This window comes from Mucilaginibacter sp. (assembly GCF_964263795.1).
GTDB lineage: Bacteria > Bacteroidota > Bacteroidia > Sphingobacteriales > Sphingobacteriaceae > Mucilaginibacter.
Genome location: NZ_CAXVWK010000119.1, coordinates 19036 through 37010 on the forward strand (window position 1 = coordinate 19036; position 17975 = coordinate 37010).

13 protein-coding genes and 1 pseudogene are annotated in these 17975 nt (G+C 43.7%); 2 read left to right on the plus strand and 12 right to left on the minus strand.

Annotated features, from left to right (window positions below):
* Positions 1-21 precede the first annotated feature (21 nt).
* The 12 genes and pseudogenes from ACE5CV_RS18750 to ACE5CV_RS18805 form a co-directional block, all read right to left on the minus strand.
* Positions 22-927, minus strand: coding sequence for a WD40 repeat domain-containing protein (locus ACE5CV_RS18750; RefSeq protein WP_374951732.1), 906 nt, complete (start codon positions 925-927; stop codon positions 22-24).
* A gap of 74 nt (positions 928-1001) precedes the next feature.
* On the minus strand, positions 1002-1589 hold the full coding sequence (hisIE, locus tag ACE5CV_RS18755; RefSeq protein ID WP_374951733.1) for a bifunctional phosphoribosyl-AMP cyclohydrolase/phosphoribosyl-ATP diphosphatase HisIE: 588 nt from the start codon (positions 1587-1589) through the stop codon (positions 1002-1004).
* 78 nt (positions 1590-1667) lie between these two features.
* The gene (gene hisF / locus ACE5CV_RS18760) at positions 1668-2471 is read right to left on the minus strand and encodes an imidazole glycerol phosphate synthase subunit HisF (protein WP_374951760.1); all 804 of its coding nucleotides are present in this window, start codon (positions 2469-2471) and stop codon (positions 1668-1670) included.
* 51 nt (positions 2472-2522) lie between these two features.
* Positions 2523-2813: pseudogene (locus ACE5CV_RS18765) on the minus strand (endonuclease domain-containing protein); the annotation flags it as partial.
* 45 nt (positions 2814-2858) lie between these two features.
* The gene (locus ACE5CV_RS18770) at positions 2859-3608 is read right to left on the minus strand and encodes a HisA/HisF-related TIM barrel protein (RefSeq protein WP_374951734.1); all 750 of its coding nucleotides are present in this window, start codon (positions 3606-3608) and stop codon (positions 2859-2861) included.
* A 2-nt stretch (positions 3609-3610) separates the two neighbouring features.
* Positions 3611-4261, minus strand: coding sequence for an imidazole glycerol phosphate synthase subunit HisH (hisH, locus tag ACE5CV_RS18775; protein ID WP_374951735.1), 651 nt, complete (start codon positions 4259-4261; stop codon positions 3611-3613).
* A gap of 32 nt (positions 4262-4293) precedes the next feature.
* Positions 4294-5442 (minus strand): bifunctional histidinol-phosphatase/imidazoleglycerol-phosphate dehydratase HisB, encoded by a 1149-nt coding sequence (gene hisB, locus ACE5CV_RS18780; RefSeq protein ID WP_374951736.1) that lies wholly within the window; start codon positions 5440-5442, stop codon positions 4294-4296.
* Positions 5435-6487, minus strand: coding sequence for a histidinol-phosphate transaminase (gene hisC, locus ACE5CV_RS18785; protein WP_374951737.1), 1053 nt, complete (start codon positions 6485-6487; stop codon positions 5435-5437). The genes hisB and hisC overlap by 8 nt, the downstream gene beginning before the upstream one ends.
* Positions 6488-6551: 64 nt before the next feature.
* Entirely contained in the window at positions 6552-7838 is a 1287-nt protein-coding gene (gene hisD / locus ACE5CV_RS18790) for a histidinol dehydrogenase (protein WP_374951738.1), read from the minus strand.
* Positions 7839-7924: 86 nt separating this feature from the next.
* The gene (hisG, locus tag ACE5CV_RS18795; protein ID WP_374951739.1) at positions 7925-8776 is read right to left on the minus strand and encodes an ATP phosphoribosyltransferase; all 852 of its coding nucleotides are present in this window, start codon (positions 8774-8776) and stop codon (positions 7925-7927) included.
* A 751-nt stretch (positions 8777-9527) separates the two neighbouring features.
* A complete protein-coding gene (locus ACE5CV_RS18800; RefSeq protein WP_374951740.1) occupies positions 9528-11042 on the minus strand; it encodes a hypothetical protein in 1515 nt (504 codons plus the stop codon).
* A 119-nt stretch (positions 11043-11161) separates the two neighbouring features.
* Entirely contained in the window at positions 11162-11653 is a 492-nt protein-coding gene (locus ACE5CV_RS18805) for a D-glycero-alpha-D-manno-heptose-1,7-bisphosphate 7-phosphatase (RefSeq protein ID WP_374951741.1), read from the minus strand.
* Positions 11654-11901: 248 nt separating this feature from the next.
* On the opposite strand from ACE5CV_RS18805, the gene gltB reads away from it, so the two are divergent.
* The gene (gene gltB, locus ACE5CV_RS18810) at positions 11902-16428 is read left to right on the plus strand and encodes a glutamate synthase large subunit (RefSeq protein ID WP_374951742.1); all 4527 of its coding nucleotides are present in this window, start codon (positions 11902-11904) and stop codon (positions 16426-16428) included.
* A 5-nt stretch (positions 16429-16433) separates the two neighbouring features.
* Positions 16434-17915 (plus strand): glutamate synthase subunit beta, encoded by a 1482-nt coding sequence (locus ACE5CV_RS18815; RefSeq protein WP_374951743.1) that lies wholly within the window; start codon positions 16434-16436, stop codon positions 17913-17915.
* The last annotated feature ends 60 nt before the right edge of the window (positions 17916-17975 follow it).

The following is a 17975-nucleotide window of genomic DNA, read 5'->3' on the forward strand; positions in this document are numbered from 1 at the left end:
AGAATTTGAAATAATGGTTAATTAGAACGAGAATGACCAAATCATCACGGTTTTATCGTCACCCGCAGATATAAGCTTTTCATCGGCCCAGCCCAGCTTATTTACGGATAGGATATGGGCCGGATAACCCTTCTCGCGACTAATGATCTTACGAAGTTTGAAATCTGCAGCATCCCAAAGCTTTATGCTTTTATCCATGCTTGCTGTAGCAAAATAGGGAAGGGTGGGATGAAATGCAATATGGTTGACGGCAAATAGATGGGCAGGGATATTTTTAATCAGCTCATGATTATCAGCATCCCAGATTTTTAGTTGTGCATCCCTGCTGCCGGAGACTAAATAGTCGCCTGTAGGTGAATACTGAACGGCAAATACAGCCATAGTATGGCTAATAAGTGCCTTTACTGGGCTGTAATCCATAAGGTCATAAACCATAACGCGGTTATCACGGCAACCAAATGCAACACGTTTTTCATCGGGGCTTACAGCTATGCAACGTACCGTGTCATTAGATACTTTTATACTATGCAAAAATTCTAAGGTAGCTAAACTCCATACAGAAACGGTACCGTCTTCAGATGCGATGAGCAACTCGGCCTTTTTAGGCGATGACTTAATATCGAAAACAGGCTTTACATGATGCCTAAGGCGATGAGTGATCTTTTGCTCGATAAAGTTAAATAATAGTACTTCCCCACTGCGCAATCCCGCAAACATTAACGGATAACCCACCGGGCAATGAATGGCATAAATGGATGTTGGCACCGGGAACATCACTTTGATGAATGAGTTATCGGTAAGGTTCCATTCCACCAAGCCCTTATCGTTGCCACCCGTAAATAATACCCCGGGTTTTTGAGAAAGCTCCAGCGTGAAAATAGGATTGCTATGACCGGTTAACTCGGCCGTTTTTTGTACGGTGATCATGTAATCGATGGTCTGTAGACCATAGACCTAAGCCCAATCCGTTAATTATGGACTATTGACTGTTGACTATGGACTTATTTATGTCTTTCTTCTAAATTTTTCGCAATGCGCTCCAAATTTAGTCCTTTTTCTTTAAGCAGTACCAGCAGGTGAAACATCAGGTCGGATGATTCGTTGATGAGGTCGTTCTCTGTTTCGGCCAGGGCTGCTATCACTACCTCTACGCCTTCTTCGCCAACTTTCTGCGCTATTTTGTTAAGGCCTTTGTTTCGAAGTTTATTTACGTACGATCCTTCCTGCGGATTCTCATATCTGTCGGTAATGATATTTTCCAGCTGCAAAATGAAGTTTTGATTGTATTCCGTTTTAAAACAGCTGCGCGACCCTGTGTGGCAGGTTGGGCCGTCGGCTTTCACTTTAATCAGCAAAGTGTCGTTATCACAATCAATGTGCATGCTTTTCACGTGCAGGTAGTTCCGGCTGGTTTCGCCCTTAGTCCATAAGCGGTTTTTAGAACGTGAAAAAAAAGTAACAATCTTATCCTGAACGGTTTTGTCGTATGCCTCCTGGTTCATATAACCAAGCATCAGTACCTCAAGTGTTTGCTCGTCCTGTATAACTACCGGCACCAGGCCATCTGTTTTGTCGAAATCGATATTCATAAGCCCCTCTGAACCTCCCCCGGCAGGAGAGACTGTCTATATAAATTATTAAGCCCTCCCTGCCGGGAAGGGTAGGGGTTAGGTTAACCTCACCTCAATATTGTTCTGTTTTAATACTGTCTTTAAATCCGGTATCAATATTTCACCATAATGAAATACCGATGCTGCCAGGGCAGCGTCTACATTAGTTTGCTCAAACACATCAACAAAATGCTGCACCGAACCGGCCCCGCCAGATGCGATCACCGGAATATTTACGGCATCGTTCACTTGTTTAAGCAAACCCTGATCAAAACCGGCTTTTGTGCCGTCGTGATCCATTGAAGTAAGCAAAATCTCGCCGGCACCACGGTTTTCGGCTTCTTTGATCCAATCTAAAGTTTGTTTATCTGTTGGCAGGCGGCCACCATTTAAGTGTACAATATTTTTATCGGCAATTATCCTTGTATCAACCGCTACAATTACAAATTGGACACCGAAAGCTTTGGCCAGTTCATCAATTAATGCCGGGTTTCGCACGGCGGCTGAGTTAATCGAGATCTTATCGGCGCCTGCATTCAATAGTGCGTCAGCATCGGCAATTTCATTAATACCACCACCTATAGTGAACGGGATATTGATCTGACGGGCAACAGACTTTACCAGCTCCACCAGTGTTTTACGCTTCTCAACAGTTGCAGTTATATCTAAAAACACCAGTTCATCGGCGCCTTGTTGCGAATAATTCCATGCTAGTTCTACCGGGTCGCCGGCATCGCGCAGGTCAACAAAGTTAACACCCTTTACAGTACGGCCGTCTTTAACATCAAGGCAGGGAATAATTCTTTTAGTTAAGCCAGAGCCCCCTAACCCCCTAAAGGGGGAACTGAAGTTTGATTTTATATTTTCCAATGCTTGTTCTAAACGAGTAAATATATCCTGATTTGAAAACCTGATAATTTTGAAGCCATCTTTCTCAAGATTTTGTTGTCTGATAATGTCATTAGCTATAATGTCTGACCGATTATGGATGCTGCCGTCTAACTCAATAATAATCTTATGCTCATGACAATAAAAATCTGCAATGTAAATTCCCAAGGGATGTTGCCGCCTGAATTTAACACCGAGTTGTTTGCCTTTTAAATGTCCCCAAAGGAGCAGTTCTGCATGGGTAGGATTATATCTAAGTGCCTCAGCATTTTTAAACACAAAATGATCTGCACCCATAAAAAGTTTTTTACTCATGATATTCTGCTCCCCCTTTAGGGGGCTGGGGGGCTTGTGCGTGATTTATATTGACATCAGCGATTCCAAATTCCAGTTTTTAATCTCTTCGATGCTAATGTGATTTTCGTAAATCGCTTTGCCTACTACACAAGCTTCTACCTTGATTTTACTGAGCTGCTCAATATCATTCATAGAGCTTACACCACCGGATGCGATCAATTTAATGAACGGCGAATGATCTAAAAGCTTCTCATACAATTCGACACCTGCACCGCCTAATTTGCCGTCTTTATTGATATCGGTACATAAAAAACGGAAAAAGCCCAGCGCCAGGCATTTATCAACATAATCCATTAACTTGATTGGCGAACTTTCCATCCAGCCCGAATATTTGATTACCTCATCCAAAACGTCTATTGCGATCACCACCTGATCGCTGCATTTATCGCGCCCGCAGATGGCTTTGCTCAGGTCTTCTAAAAAAGGCGGGTTGGTAAGCGCCTGGGTACCTACAATTACGCGGTGCACGCCAGAATCTATCAGTTCTTTTACCTTATCGATACTGCGAATGCCGCCGCCATATTGCACCTGCATGTCTGTTTTACGGATCACATCAAATAGATATTGCTGATTGCTGAAATCGTTTTTGGCGCCGTTAAGGTCGATGATGTGAATGAAATTAGTGCCATTGCTCTGGTACCGCTCAATCATTTCTTCCAGCGTAACATCGTATTCGGTAACCTGCTTATAATCGCCTTCGCGCAGGCGTACAACTTTTTTATTCAGGATATCTATTGCGGGGATAATATACATTGTTAAATAGTTGAGAAGTTTTTTAATAAAGTTTCGCCATGCAAGCCCGACTTTTCGGGATGAAATTGTACGCCATAAAAGTTGTTATGCCAAATTGATGCCGAAAATTTATTGATGTAACTGGTTGATGATAAAGTGTATAATTGATCATACTCAATAAAGTATGAATGTACAAAGTAAAAGTGTGATCCTACAGGAATGTTTTTAAATAGCGGGTTTTCTTTTTCTGTAAACACCTGGTTCCAGCCGGTGTGCGGCACTTTGAAATTGCTTGTTTGCGGGAATTTAAGCGTTCTGACAGGAAAGAGGTTGAGTAAGCTGGCATCGCCCTCCTCACTATATGAGGTGAGTAGTTGCATACCGACACAAATGCCTAAGGTAGGCTTTTTAAGCGCCTTGATAGCAGGGATTAGACCCGTGCTCTCCAGCTTGTTCATCGCAGCACCGGCATGCCCTACACCAGGGATGATGTAGCGGTCGTACTGCTCAAGATCAGCCTCGGTGTTGACCATGCCATAGCCAATGCCCAGGCGCTCCAAAGTAGCGGTAAGCGAAAAGATATTGCCGGCGCCGTACCGGATTATTCCAATACGCCCGTCACTCACTGAAGCCGGAGCTTTTGATTTGCCCTGTTGTAAATTGTCGCTATCCATGTTTAATTCCACTTCGCCGAGAGTTATAAGAGCTATAAAAGTCCCTTTGTACTTGGTAAAACCATTTTATTAACATCCCTTTTAACAGCCATTTTTATGGCTTTAGCAAAGGCCTTAAAGATAGATTCAATTTTGTGATGTTCGTTCTGTCCCTCGGCTTTTATATTAAGGTTACATTTTGATGCATCGCTGAACGACTTGAAGAAGTGATAAAACATTTCTGTAGGTACATCACCAACCTTCTCACGTTTAAATTCAGCATCCCAAACTATCCAGTTGCGGCCGCCAAAATCAATGGCTACCTGCGCCAGGCAATCATCCATAGGCAGGCAAAAACCATAACGCTCAATGCCCATTTTGTTGCCTAAAGCAGTTGCGAAAATCTCGCCAAGGGCAATACCTGTGTCCTCAATAGTGTGGTGCTCGTCTATATGCAGATCGCCTTTAGCGTTAACCGTCAGGTCGAGGCCGCTGTGGCGTGCTATCTGGTCAAGCATATGGTCGAAAAAATTAAGTCCCGTGCTTATTTTCGACTCGCCCGTGCCATCAAGGTTTAGTTTGATGTAGATCCCGGTCTCTTTAGTAACGCGATTGTGTTCTACAACGCGCTCGCCCAATTTCAAAAATTCGTAAACTTCTTTCCACTCGATAGTTTGCAAGGCTACTACGCCGGCAATATCAGCATCTGTATCCGTCTTAAATTCCTGATCGCCCAACCCTGATTTATTGTTTAGCCAAATGGCTTTAGCCCCTAAATTTTTAGCCAATAAAACATCGTTCTTACGGTCGCCAATGGTGAAGGAGTTTGCCAGGTCATATTTGTCCCTATCTAAGTACTGCGTCAGCAAACCGGTTGCCGGCTTGCGGGTGGGTGCGTTATCTGCAGGAAATGTGCGATCAATGGCCTGGTATGTAAAATGCACGCCCTCATTTTCAAACGTTTTAATGATGAAATTGTGAACCGGATAAAAAGTATCTTCGGGATAAACGGCGGTGCCTAAACCATCCTGATTAGTTACCATTACCAGTTCATAATCCAGCTCGGCAGCAATTTTTGGGAGGTATTGCAAAGCACCTGGGTAAAAGGTAAGCTTCGCAAATGAATCGATCTGTTCGTCTGGCGTTTCATTGATGATGGTGCCGTCACGATCAATGAAAAGTACTTTTTTCAGCTTATCCATTGTTGTATTGCTGTAGTGTTGATAGTAGTATTGTGTTTTCCTGGGGTGTGCCGATGGTTATGCGTAAACAGCCTTCGCAAAGTTCTACTTTAGAACGATCGCGGATGATAATGCCATGCTGTACCAAAAAGTCATAAATACGCTTTGCATCTGTTGTTTTTACCAGGATAAAATTGGCATCAGAAGGGTAAATGTCCGCTACAAACGGAAGGCCTTTTAACGCTAAAACTAATTTATCACGCTCTTCCAGCGTTTCTTTGATCCAGGCGTTAACCTGCTGCACGTTATTTAAAGCTTCTAAAGCCAGTTGCTGTGAAGCTTCATTTACATTATAGGGAGGCTTTACCTTATTCATCACTTCGATGATTTCTTCGCTGGCGAAAGCCATACCCACACGTAATCCTGCCAGTCCCCAGGCTTTTGACAAGGTTTGCATAACCACCAGATTTGCATACTCGGTCAATTCCTGGATGAATGTTTTTTGGCGACTAAAATTGATGTATGCTTCATCTATCACTACTATGCCGCTAAAGTTAGCCAGCAGGGTTTCAATATCATCACGGTTAAGCGAATTGCCGGTAGGGTTATTGGGTGAGCAGATAAAGATCAACTTGGTACGTTCATCAATAGCTTCTGCAATGCCTTCAAGATTAAGCTGGTAATCTTCGGTCAGTAACACTTTGCGTGCCTCTATATCGTTAATATTGGCCGATACCTGGTACATACCATAAGTTGGTGGGCAAATGATCACATTGTCCACTCCAGGGTTGCAAAAACTACGAAAAAGGATATCGATAGCTTCGTCGCTGCCGTTACCAACAAATATATTACGGGCCGGTACACCTTTAATTTCGCTCAAGCGCATTTTAACCTTGTATTGCATCGGGTCTGGGTAACGGTTGTAGGCCGAATTTAGCGGTGAACCAAATGCATTCTCATTAGCATCTAAAAATACGCTTGCCTCGCCGGTATACTCATCCCGAGCGGAAGAGTAAGGGGTAAGGTTTTTGATGTTTTGGCGTATCAGGTTGTTTATATCGTACATAGTGTTTTCTATCTAAACTACGTCATTGCAAAGCGATCGCTAACCGCAATGACAGTTATCATTATTACTTGTTCATCCTCACACTTACTGCGTTCCGGTGCGCATGCAGGCCTTCCATTTCGGCCAGTGTCTCAACAGATGGGCCAATATTCTCTATTCCTTCGGCTGTTAAATGTTGAAAGGTTACCTTCTTAACAAAAGAATCAACCGACACGCCGGAATAGGCTCTTGCGTAGCTGCTGGTAGGCAGGGTATGGTTTGTGCCTGATGCGTAATCGCCCGCACTTTCTGGCGTTAAATTTCCTAAAAAGACGGACCCTGCATTTTTTATATTACCGATAATTTGCTGCCACTTTTCTGTTGCCAATATCAAATGCTCCGGAGCATATTCGTTACTAAAATCCATCGCCTCGTTTAAATTGCCTACGATGACGATGTAAGAATTATCAAGCGCTTGCCTTGCAATTTCTGCACGGGGCAGCACAGCTAATTGATTTTCGACTTCTTTTAAGGTTTGCTGCGCAATAGTATCACTTGTGCATACCAATATCGATTGGCTATCTATCCCGTGTTCGGCTTGTGCCAGCAGATCGGCAGCGACGTAAGCAGGTTTGGCGCTATCATCGGCAATAACTAATACTTCCGACGGTCCCGCAGGCATATCAATCGCTGTTGTAGTTGTAGACTGGATTATGGTTTTGGCTTTCGTGACAAATTGATTGCCCGGCCCAAATATCTTATCTACTTTGATGATCGATTCTGTACCGTAAGCCATCGCAGCAACCGCCTGAGAACCGCCCACTAAATAAACCCTATCGATATTCAGCATTAATGCTACGTAGGCAATAAAGGCGTTTACCTTGCCATTTTTTTGCGGGGGCGAGCAAACCACAATCTCTTCACAACCGGCAATTCTCGCCGGGATACCCAGCATCAGGAAAGTTGATGGCAACACAGCTGTTCCGCCCGGAATATAAAGACCTACTTTTTCGATGGCCCGCAGTTCACGCCAGCAGGTAACACCCGGCATGGTTTCAATTTTATCCTCGCCTTTAAGCTGTGCCTTATGAAATTTATATATATTGGCGTAAGCTACTTGCAAGGCTTCCTGTTGCTCGGGGAGTACTGTAGCTGCAATTTCAGTTAGCTCGGCGCGGTCCAGGTAAAGCTTCTCCAGTTCTACTTTGTCAAATTTATTGGCATAGTCATAAAGGGCACGATCGCCGTGCTGCTTCACATTCTCAATCACTTCCTCAACCAATAGACGGATCTCATTAGCAGGGTCCACATTGCGTTGCACCAGCTTTTGAATATCTGATCTTGAAAGTTCTGAATAATTAAAAATTTCCATTTGCCTCACCCAAATACCCTCTAAAGGAGAGGGAATTATATTTTAAAAGCTCATAAATTCCTCTTTTAGAGAGGAATTTGTTAAAGCTATAATATGATTTTCTCTATCGGCATTACTACAATGCCTTGTGCGCCGGCTTGTTTCAACTGGCTTATCCTGTCCCAAAAGTCACGCTCCGGTATAACAGTATGCACCGCCACCCAATCTGCTTCAGCCAACGGCACTACCGACGGGCTTTTTACCCCCGGTAACAACGCTATAACGGCATCCAGGTTTTCGCGCTTTACATTCAGTACCACATATTTGGTTTCTTTAGCGCGCAATACCGATTGAATCCGCTGGATCAGTTCTTTGATCAGGTCGTCGTCCTCGCTGCCTTTGCTACCTATTAGGACGGCCTCGCTGCTCATTACATCCGCAAATGGTTTTAATCCGTTACTTTTTAATGTGCCACCGGTAGATACCAGGTCGCAGATGGCATCACTTAAGCCTAAGCCGGGAGAGATCTCTACCGAACCGGATATGGTACGGATATCTGAAGTAATGCCCTGCTCTTTTAAGTATTTACCCAATATAATAGGGTAGGTGGTAGCAATGGCTTTACCATTGAGTTGTTTCAGATCAGTAATTGTATTATTATTAGGTACGGCTATTTTTAAAGAGCATTTGCCAAAGCCCAATTTTTGGAGGTAAGCAACCTCCACTTCGGTTTCTTCTATCACGTTTTCACCTACAATGCCCAGATCGGCAATACCATCCTGCACGTATTCGGGGATGTCATCGTCACGGAGAAAAAGAATTTCTAACGGAAAATTAGATACCGGGGATATAAGCGAGCTTTTATAGTTCTCGAAGTTTAAGCCGCAATTTTTTAATAATTCAACAGACTTTTCGTTGAGCCGACCCGATTTTTGGATCGCTATTTTTAATGTTTTCACAAGTTGAGTTTAAGGGTACTATAAAATATAAAAAACGGAGGGTTGTTATTTCGCGTAGAAACATACATTATCTATTCACCACCGGGTGGTGATGCAGATGAAGATGATGTAGTTTAAACTTTTCCATTTTTTTTTACAGTACTTATAGATAAGTGATGCAAATATAGGGAGTAGATTATCAAATCAAAATAAAATCTGAATTTGATTGTCAAAAATTAAATTTATAATATGCTTTTTTGAAAAAATGGCAATATGTATAAGTACTTATGTAAATTATGCTTGGAGAGTTATTTATTTTAACTTTATCATAGTGAATCATGACAAGAATAAGTCGGGTAATAGAACAAGATTTGATTTATTTGAATGGAAATTTATCAGATATTTTAGATCAAATAGAGTATGTAATTTATCAAAACAACTATAAGGTTGATAAAAGAGACATAAGCAATTTATCATTCTCTCCCTATGGCAAAAAAAAGTGAGCTTAAATGAGACGGCAAACTACATCTCTTACGGTAGCTTTTCAATTATTCAGAAAGAATGTATTGTTAAAGTAAGGTTAACCTACTTGACGTCTTACCTATTTGATTGTATATCATCTTTAATATGCACGGTCACCGGCATATATTTAGCTAGTGCAATTTTTATTATATGGGGGGTTTTATTTATTCTTTACTTCGTTTACCGTTTTCAAGGAATAAAAAAGAACGCAAAAAGTTTATTAGATGACGTTATATACGTAATCGATTAGCTACTCTTCCTTATACTCATATATTGCACCATCTTCAAACTTCTTTAACAGTTTTAAGTTTTTCACCTTTTCTATATCCTTTATGTTAATAAGCTCCGGGTTTTCCAAATTGTTGAACCAGATAAGGTAGAAGTGCTTGATCTCGTAAAACTTCTTTACATCCTTTTTAAAGAATTTATGAGGTACCAGGTAAGATGAGATACCTGAGAAAAAGTAAACCGCTTCATGTGCATCGGTGTAAATGGTGACCTTCGGGTCGAACATTTTTTTATCAATCGTCCGCAGATAGTTGGCAAATGGCGATTCCTGCCAGCCGCTGTCGGTATAGCCGGGGTTACCATAGTCGTCGGCTACCTGGTCTTTATAGCGGGCGTAGTCTATTAAAAACTCTTTGGTAATAAAGCCCAACATCAATACGGTCATTACAGTGCCAACAATCAATCGGGTACGTTTTACGCTGATGCTTTTTAACAAAAGCAATCCCCAACTGGTATAGCCCCAAAGCGATGTGATGAACAACGGCGATAATAAACGGTGATTGATCCGCTCGTATCGGGAGAAAGTGGAAGACAAAATAATGAACAACCCGTAAACCAACGAAAAGGTAATGGCCAGATTCTCATAACTATTTAAATGCCGGCGGTAGTAATTATATGCTAACGCGATAATAAAGCCCAGCAGCATTACTATAGCAATCGGCGTCGCCAGGAAATACTGTGCAGGTGTAAAACCCATCCAATCGCACATTATTGTACCGAAATAATACAGGTTTTTGCTGAAAGGGGTAATAGAAGGCTCACGCGGACCTGTACCTGTGCCGGTGTGCAAGGCGTTAAAAACTAAATTGGCTACCAGTAAAGAGATACAGGTAAAGCCGTAAATGAGGATGTGGATGATCTTCTTTTTCAAAACCAGCGTCCTGTCCAGTAGTAACAATAGCCCGCCGGTGCCAACAATTGTTACTGCCGCATACCGGGTAACACAGCTAAAGGCAGCAATTATAGCGGCGATCAACAGCGCTTTAACAGTGTGTTTAAGGAGGTATTCACGGAATGCGATGATAAAGAAAAGCACCTCCAGGATAAACAGTGTTTCTGACCATAGGTAAGTGTAGATCTGCAGTAATGCAGGGCTAAACACAATTGCTGTCAACATCAGCCATTTATATAACTGCGAGGACGGTACAAACCGGTTCATGATCCACCCGCTGGTGAACAGGAGAGAGGCAAACAGCGTAGCATCCAGTATTGTCCCGAAAACAACCGGATCTATCCGGCTGATAAACATGATGACACCCAGAAAGATCGGGTAAAACACCGGAAAATCAACAATAGGAATATGGTTAAAAGTTTGCAGCGTGCCGTTTGTATTTAAACTCCGGGCAGCGCTGGTATACATGATAGAATCGGGCGATATACCGATGCCGCTATAGCTGCAAAAAAGGCATATCAAATAAAAGCCTATAGCACAGGCTAATAAAGTGTCATAGTCTTTTATGGATTTGGAAAAGGTCATTAACGAAATAAAGGATATTGAGTGATTTTTGTTTGAATGACCCAAAGATCACGAAGGCAGGGTTATCTAATGTTAGTTTCTATTACAACACCTGGAAGATTTAGCAGAGAGAACCTCTTTTACGCTATCAAATCCAGCACCGTGCTTATTGGTTGGTCGCTGTTTATTAAAATTCCGGTAACGCCTGCTGCCGTCCCTGCTTCTACGTCTCGCTCTCGGTCGCCTATAAAGTACGATTGGCGTGGGTCTATGTTATATTTCTCAATGCCTTGAAACAACAACCCCGGTTTAGGCTTGCGGCAATCGCAGTCGCCACTAAAATTGGGATGGTGCGGGCAATAAAAAAAGTCGGTTATCTCTACACCGTGTTCATGGTAAACCTGTGTAAGGTGATCATGCATTTTCGTTAGTTCCGCAACATCATACCAACCTTTGGCTAAGCCGCCCTGGTTGGTAGCCACCAATAACAAGTAGCCGCGGTCCTGCAATTCTTTTAGCGCATCAAAATTATCCAATACATGAAAATCTTCAATTTTACATACGTAATCGCCCATTTCGCGGTTAAGTACGCCATCTCTGTCTAAAAAAACTGCTTTACGTTTATCGGCCATGTTTAAAGTGGTTGGTTTAATTCGGGCAAAATTAAGTTAATACAGCAATTACTATGTGTGCATATTAATTAAACTTTCAAAATTGTCAATTTCATATATTAAGTAGATGATTTTAGTAGTCATTATAATTTATTAATATATATTGGGTATTGTTTTAACAACATTTCAAAAATAGCGGCGCTTATTATATAAATATGAAATTTCGTTAATTTCGTTATTACCCGTATCTCAAAAAAACGGATAAAGAAATGGATCAAACCAATGGCAACCAGCAAGGCCTTTACAGGCCGGAATTTGAACACGATTCCTGCGGAACAGGTTTTATAACCAATATTAACGGTCATAAATCAAACCATATAATTGACGATGCCCTTACCATGCTCGAAAACATGGAGCACCGCGGCGCTTGCGGTTGCGACCCGGAGACCGGCGATGGGGCTGGTATCCTGATACAGCTCCCGCACGAATTTTTGATGGAAGAATGCTCTAACCTGGAGATCAGCCTGCCTGAACCGGGGGAGTACGGTGTTGGGATGATCTTTTTCCCAAAAGAGCCAACCTTGAAAAAGGCATCTCGCAAAATCATATCTGCTGCTATCGAAAAGTTGGGGCTTAATCAACTGGGCTATCGCAAACTTACGGTAGATTCATCGGCAATTGGCGAAACCGCCCGCCAGGCAGAGCCGGATTGCGAACAACTATTCATTTCTCGCCCGCAAAATATTACCAATACGGATGATTTCGAGCGCAAACTTTATGTACTGCGCCGTTACATTAACAAAACTATAACAGAAACTATCCCTGCAGCCGCAGAGCATTTTTATTTTACATCGCTAAGCTGCCGTACTATAATATATAAAGGGCAGGTAACTACTTACCAACTGCGTAAGTATTTTACAGACCTGGCCGATCCGCGTGTTGCATCAGGGTTTGCTGTTATCCACTCCAGGTTCTCAACAAACACTTTCCCATCATGGAAGCTGGCACAGCCGTTCCGCCTGATTGCGCACAATGGCGAGATCAATACCCTCACCGGTAACTTAAACTGGTTTTATTCGGGCATACGCTCATATGCATCTACTTACTTCACCAACGAGGAAATGGATATGCTGCTGCCGGTTATTGACAATAACCAATCGGATTCTGCCTGTTTGGATAATATTATTGAAATTTTATTGCACACCGGCCGCTCATTACCACACGTAATGATGATGCTGATACCCGAGGCATGGGATGGTAACGAACAGATGGACCCCGTTAAAAAGGCATTCTATGAATATCATGCTACCTTGATGGAACCATGGGATGGACCGGCCGCCATATCCTTTACCGACGGTAAAATTGTAGGGGCGTTGCTTGATCGTAATGGACTGCGCCCTTTACGTTACGTGATCACTAACGATGGCCGCGTGATCGCCGCTTCGGAAGCCGGTACGCTCATCATCGACGAAAGTACCGTTGTTAGAAAAGGCCGCTTGCAACCTGGCAAAATGCTGCTGATTGATACCGAAAAGGGCAGGATAATTACAGACGAAGAAATAAAAAAAGAAATAACGAGCCAGCAGCCTTACGGTACCTGGTTAGAAAACTATAAGATCCGCTTAGGTGAATTGGCCGAACCGCGTTTATCATTTGCAAGCCTAAGTGCCGATGCTGTTTACCGTTATCAGCAGGTGTTTGGTTACAGTCGCGAGGATATCGATACGATTATCAAACCAATGGCACTGGATGGTAAAGAACCTATTGGATCGATGGGTACAGATGTGCCGCTGGCTATTTTGTCTGACAAGCCACAGCACCTGTCCAGCTACTTTAAACAATTTTTCGCTCAGGTAACCAACCCGCCGATAGATCCTATCCGCGAGCGTTTGGTAATGAGCCTTGCTACCTTTATAGGTAATAACGGTAATTTGCTGGATGAGGATAAAATGCACTGCCATTGTGTTGTGCTTGATCACCCTATATTAAAGAACCACCAGTTAGAAAAACTGCGCAGTATTGATACGGGGATGTTTCACGCTAAAACGCTGCAAACTTATTTTAACGGCGATGGCATGCCAGGTTCATTAGAGAAAGGTATTGCAAGGTTATGCCGCTATGCAGAAGATGCGGTTGATGATGGATTTGAGGTGCTGATCCTGTCGGATCGTGCAATTGACTCTGAACATGCGCCTATCCCGATGCTGCTTGCCGTATCTGCCGTGCATCACCACCTTATTAAAAAAGGCCGTCGAGGCGCGGTAGGTTTGGTTGCCGAAACCGGCGACAGTTGGGAAGTTCATCACTTTGCTACTTTGTTAGCCTTTGGTGCTACGGCTATCAATCCTTACCTGGCACTGTCAACGATCGAAACACTGAAGAACAACGGTGGGTTAGAAACCAACCTCGATCTTAAATATCTGTACAAAAACTATGTAAAATCGGTTAACGATGGTTTGCTAAAGATCTTCTCAAAAATGGGGATTTCAACTTTGCAGTCCTACCACGGTTCGCAGGTTTTTGAAATCCTGGGGATCAATAAAGAAGTTGTCGATAAATATTTCTCGGGTGCGGTTACCCGTATTGGGGGCTTAGGTTTAGATGAAATTGCCAAAGAATCGCTTTGCAAACACAAAATAGGCTTTAACAGCCCTAAAACTGATAATCATTTACTGCCCGAGGGTGGAATTTACCAGTGGAAACGCAGGGGAGAGGCGCATCTTTTCAACCCTACAACAGTACACCTGTTGCAGCATGCAACGCGCAGCAATAATTATTCGGTTTATAAAAATTATGCTTCTGCCATTAATGAGCAAACCGAAAAGCATTTTACCATTCGTGGGTTGCTTGATTTTGCACATCACCGCGAGGCCATCAATATTGATGAGGTAGAACCTATAGAAAGCATTATGACGCGTTTTGCTACCGGAGCTATGTCTTTCGGGTCAATCTCTCATGAGGCGCACAGTACAATGGCTATTGCCATGAACCGGATAGGCGGCAAAAGCAATACAGGCGAGGGCGGTGAGGACGAGATGCGTTATGAGAAAATGGCCAACGGCGATTCGATGCGCTCGGCCATCAAACAGGTTGCATCTGCGCGTTTTGGCGTAACATCCAATTACCTGAGCAATGCTGATGAATTACAGATAAAAATGGCCCAGGGCGCAAAGCCCGGCGAAGGCGGGCAGCTACCCGGACACAAAGTTGATGAGTGGATAGCTAAGACCCGTCACTCTACTCCTGGTGTTGGGTTAATTTCACCACCGCCCCACCACGATATTTACTCTATTGAAGATCTGGCACAGCTGATATTTGATCTAAAGAATGCTAACCGTGCCGCACGTATCAACGTTAAGCTGGTATCGAAGGCGGGTGTCGGTACTATTGCCGCCGGCGTAGCCAAGGCTCATGCCGATGTTATCCTGATAGCCGGTTATGACGGTGGTACAGGCGCATCACCCATTAGCTCGGTTAAACATGCGGGCCTGCCGTGGGAGCTTGGCCTGGCCGAAGCGCACCAAACGCTGGTACGAAACAAGCTACGCAGCCGTGTGGTGCTGCAAACAGATGGGCAGCTAAAAACTGGCCGAGACCTGGCTATTGCTACCCTGATGGGTGCCGAAGAATGGGGCGTAGCAACTGCAGCACTTGTTGCAGGTGGTTGTATCATGATGCGCAAATGCCACTTAAATACCTGCCCTGTTGGTGTGGCCACGCAAGACCCCGAGCTAAGGAAATTATTCAGCGGCAGCCCGGACCATGTAGTGAACCTGTTCCGTTTTATGGCCGAAGAGCTGCGCGAAATTATGGCTGAATTAGGTTTCCGTACCATTAATGAAATGGTTGGCCGCGTGCAATTTTTGAAGGTTAAGGAAGGAATTAAAAATTGGAAGGCTAAAACGATAGACCTTAGCGGCATTTTACATCCTGTAACGATAACTAAAGGGATGACGCTGTACAATAGCGAAAAGCAGGATCACGGTATGGATGCCATATTGGATTGGGAACTTTTCCGTACTGCCAGGCAAGCTTTAGAAGATAAGACGCCGGTATTTGCAACTTTTGATGTGAAAAACGTCGATCGTACTATTGGTACGCTGCTCTCTAACGAAATCTCTAAGCTATACGGATCTGCAGGCTTGCCAGATAATACCATCAACTATAAATTTAAAGGGTCGGCCGGGCAAAGCTTTGGCGCTTTCACTACTAAAGGTATCTCTTTCGAATTAGAAGGCGAGGCAAACGATTACGTCGGCAAAGGTCTATCAGGCGCTCAGCTGGCAATTTATCCGGCTGCTAACGCCACATTTAAACCCGAGGATAATATTATTATAGGCAACGTGGCACTTTACGGCGCTACATCTGGCGAGATGTTTATCCGGGGTATGGCGGGCGAAAGATTTGCAGTGCGTAACTCAGGCGCTACAACGGTTGTTGAAGGTATAGGCGACCATGGTTGCGAGTACATGACCGGCGGCCGTGCACTGATATTAGGCGAAACCGGAAGAAATTTTGCAGCCGGTATGAGTGGCGGTATAGCCTGGGTTTACAACCCTAACGGTACGTTTGCCGATAATTGCAACATGGAAATGGTTGATCTTGATCCGTTATCAGTTAAGGACGAAGAACAGATTACCGCATTGCTTAAAAAGCACATTAACTTAACCGGCAGCAAGGTTGCACAAAACATCCTGAAGAACTGGAGTAAGGCTTCGACGCAATTTGTTAAGGTATACCCTAAAGAGTATAAAAAAGTGTTAGAAAAATTAGAATTACAAACTGTTAGTCATTAATTATTATGGGAAAAGTTACAGGATTTCAGGAATTTGACAGGGAACTCCCTCAAAAAACGCCTGTTGCCGAAAGGGTGAAAAACTATAATGAATTTGTTGGTTTGTATTCTGACGAGAAGCTTAACCAGCAATCGGCACGCTGCATGAACTGCGGTATTCCATTTTGCCATTCGGGTTGCCCGCTTGGCAATGTGATCCCCGAATTTAATGACGCGGTTTATCGTAAAAACTGGGATGAAGCTTACCAGATCCTTTCATCTACAAATAATTTCCCGGAGTTTACCGGCCGTATTTGCCCTGCTCCATGCGAGTCTGCATGTGTATTAGGCATCAACAAACCACCGGTTGCCATTGAGGAAATAGAAAAACATATTATTGAAGTTGCCTACTCCAAAAACATGGTTAAGCCGGTTGCGCCATTAATAAAAACGGGCAAGAAAGTAGCTGTGGTGGGTTCTGGCCCGGCAGGGTTAGCTGCAGCTGCGCAGTTGAGTAAAGCAGGACATAGCGTTACAGTTTACGAGCGCGACGACCGTGCGGGTGGCTTACTCCGTTACGGCATACCCGATTTTAAGCTGGAAAAGTGGGTGATTGACCGCCGTATCCAGGTAATGGAAGAGGATGGTATCATCTTTAAATACAATGTAGAGGTTGGGAAAACAATCCCTGCAGAGGAGCTGGTACGTGCAAATGATGCGGTAGTATTGGCAGGTGGCTCCACTATTCCGCGTGATCTGCCCATCCCGGGCAGGCAATTGAAAGGGGTCCATTTTGCCATGGACTTTTTGAAGCAGCAAAACAAGCGTGTTAGCAGTACATCTTTCGAGATGGAAGATATTGTGGCGAGCGGCAAAGACGTGATTGTAATTGGCGGCGGCGATACCGGCAGCGATTGCGTGGGCACCTCGAACAGGCAGGGAGCAGCATCTGTAAAGCAATTCGAGGTGATGGTGCAGCCGCCCGAGAAGCGTACCGCACATATGCCATGGCCAACTTATCCAATGGTGCTAAAAACCACCAGTTCTCACGAGGAAGGCGCTGAGCGTTTTTGGGGCATCAACACCAAAGAGTTTATTGGCGATGAAAATGGCGAGCTTAAAGCTATAAAAGTGGCTGATGTAAGCTGGGAGATAGATGTAATGGGCCGCCCGATGAAGTTTAACGAAGTTGAAGGCAGCGAGCGGGAGATTCCTTGTCAGCGGGTTTTCCTCGCAATGGGCTTTGTAAACCCCCAATTTGAAGGCGCCCTGCAGCAACTCAACGTTGCTTTAGATGAGCGTAAGAACGTAAAAGCAGTTGAAGGAAAGTACCGTACAAACGTTGGTAAAGTGTTTGCTGCAGGCGATATGCGCCGGGGGCAGTCATTAGTAGTTTGGGCAATATCTGAAGGCCGCGAAGCAGCCCGTAAGGTTGATGAATTTTTAATGGGCCACTCTAACCTGGAAAGCAAAGACGCCGTGAACCAATTTGAGCAGGTGTTTTATTAAACGCTTATTTGATCAGTAAAAAAATTAAGGCCCTTGTCAGTTAAACTGCAAGGGCTTTTT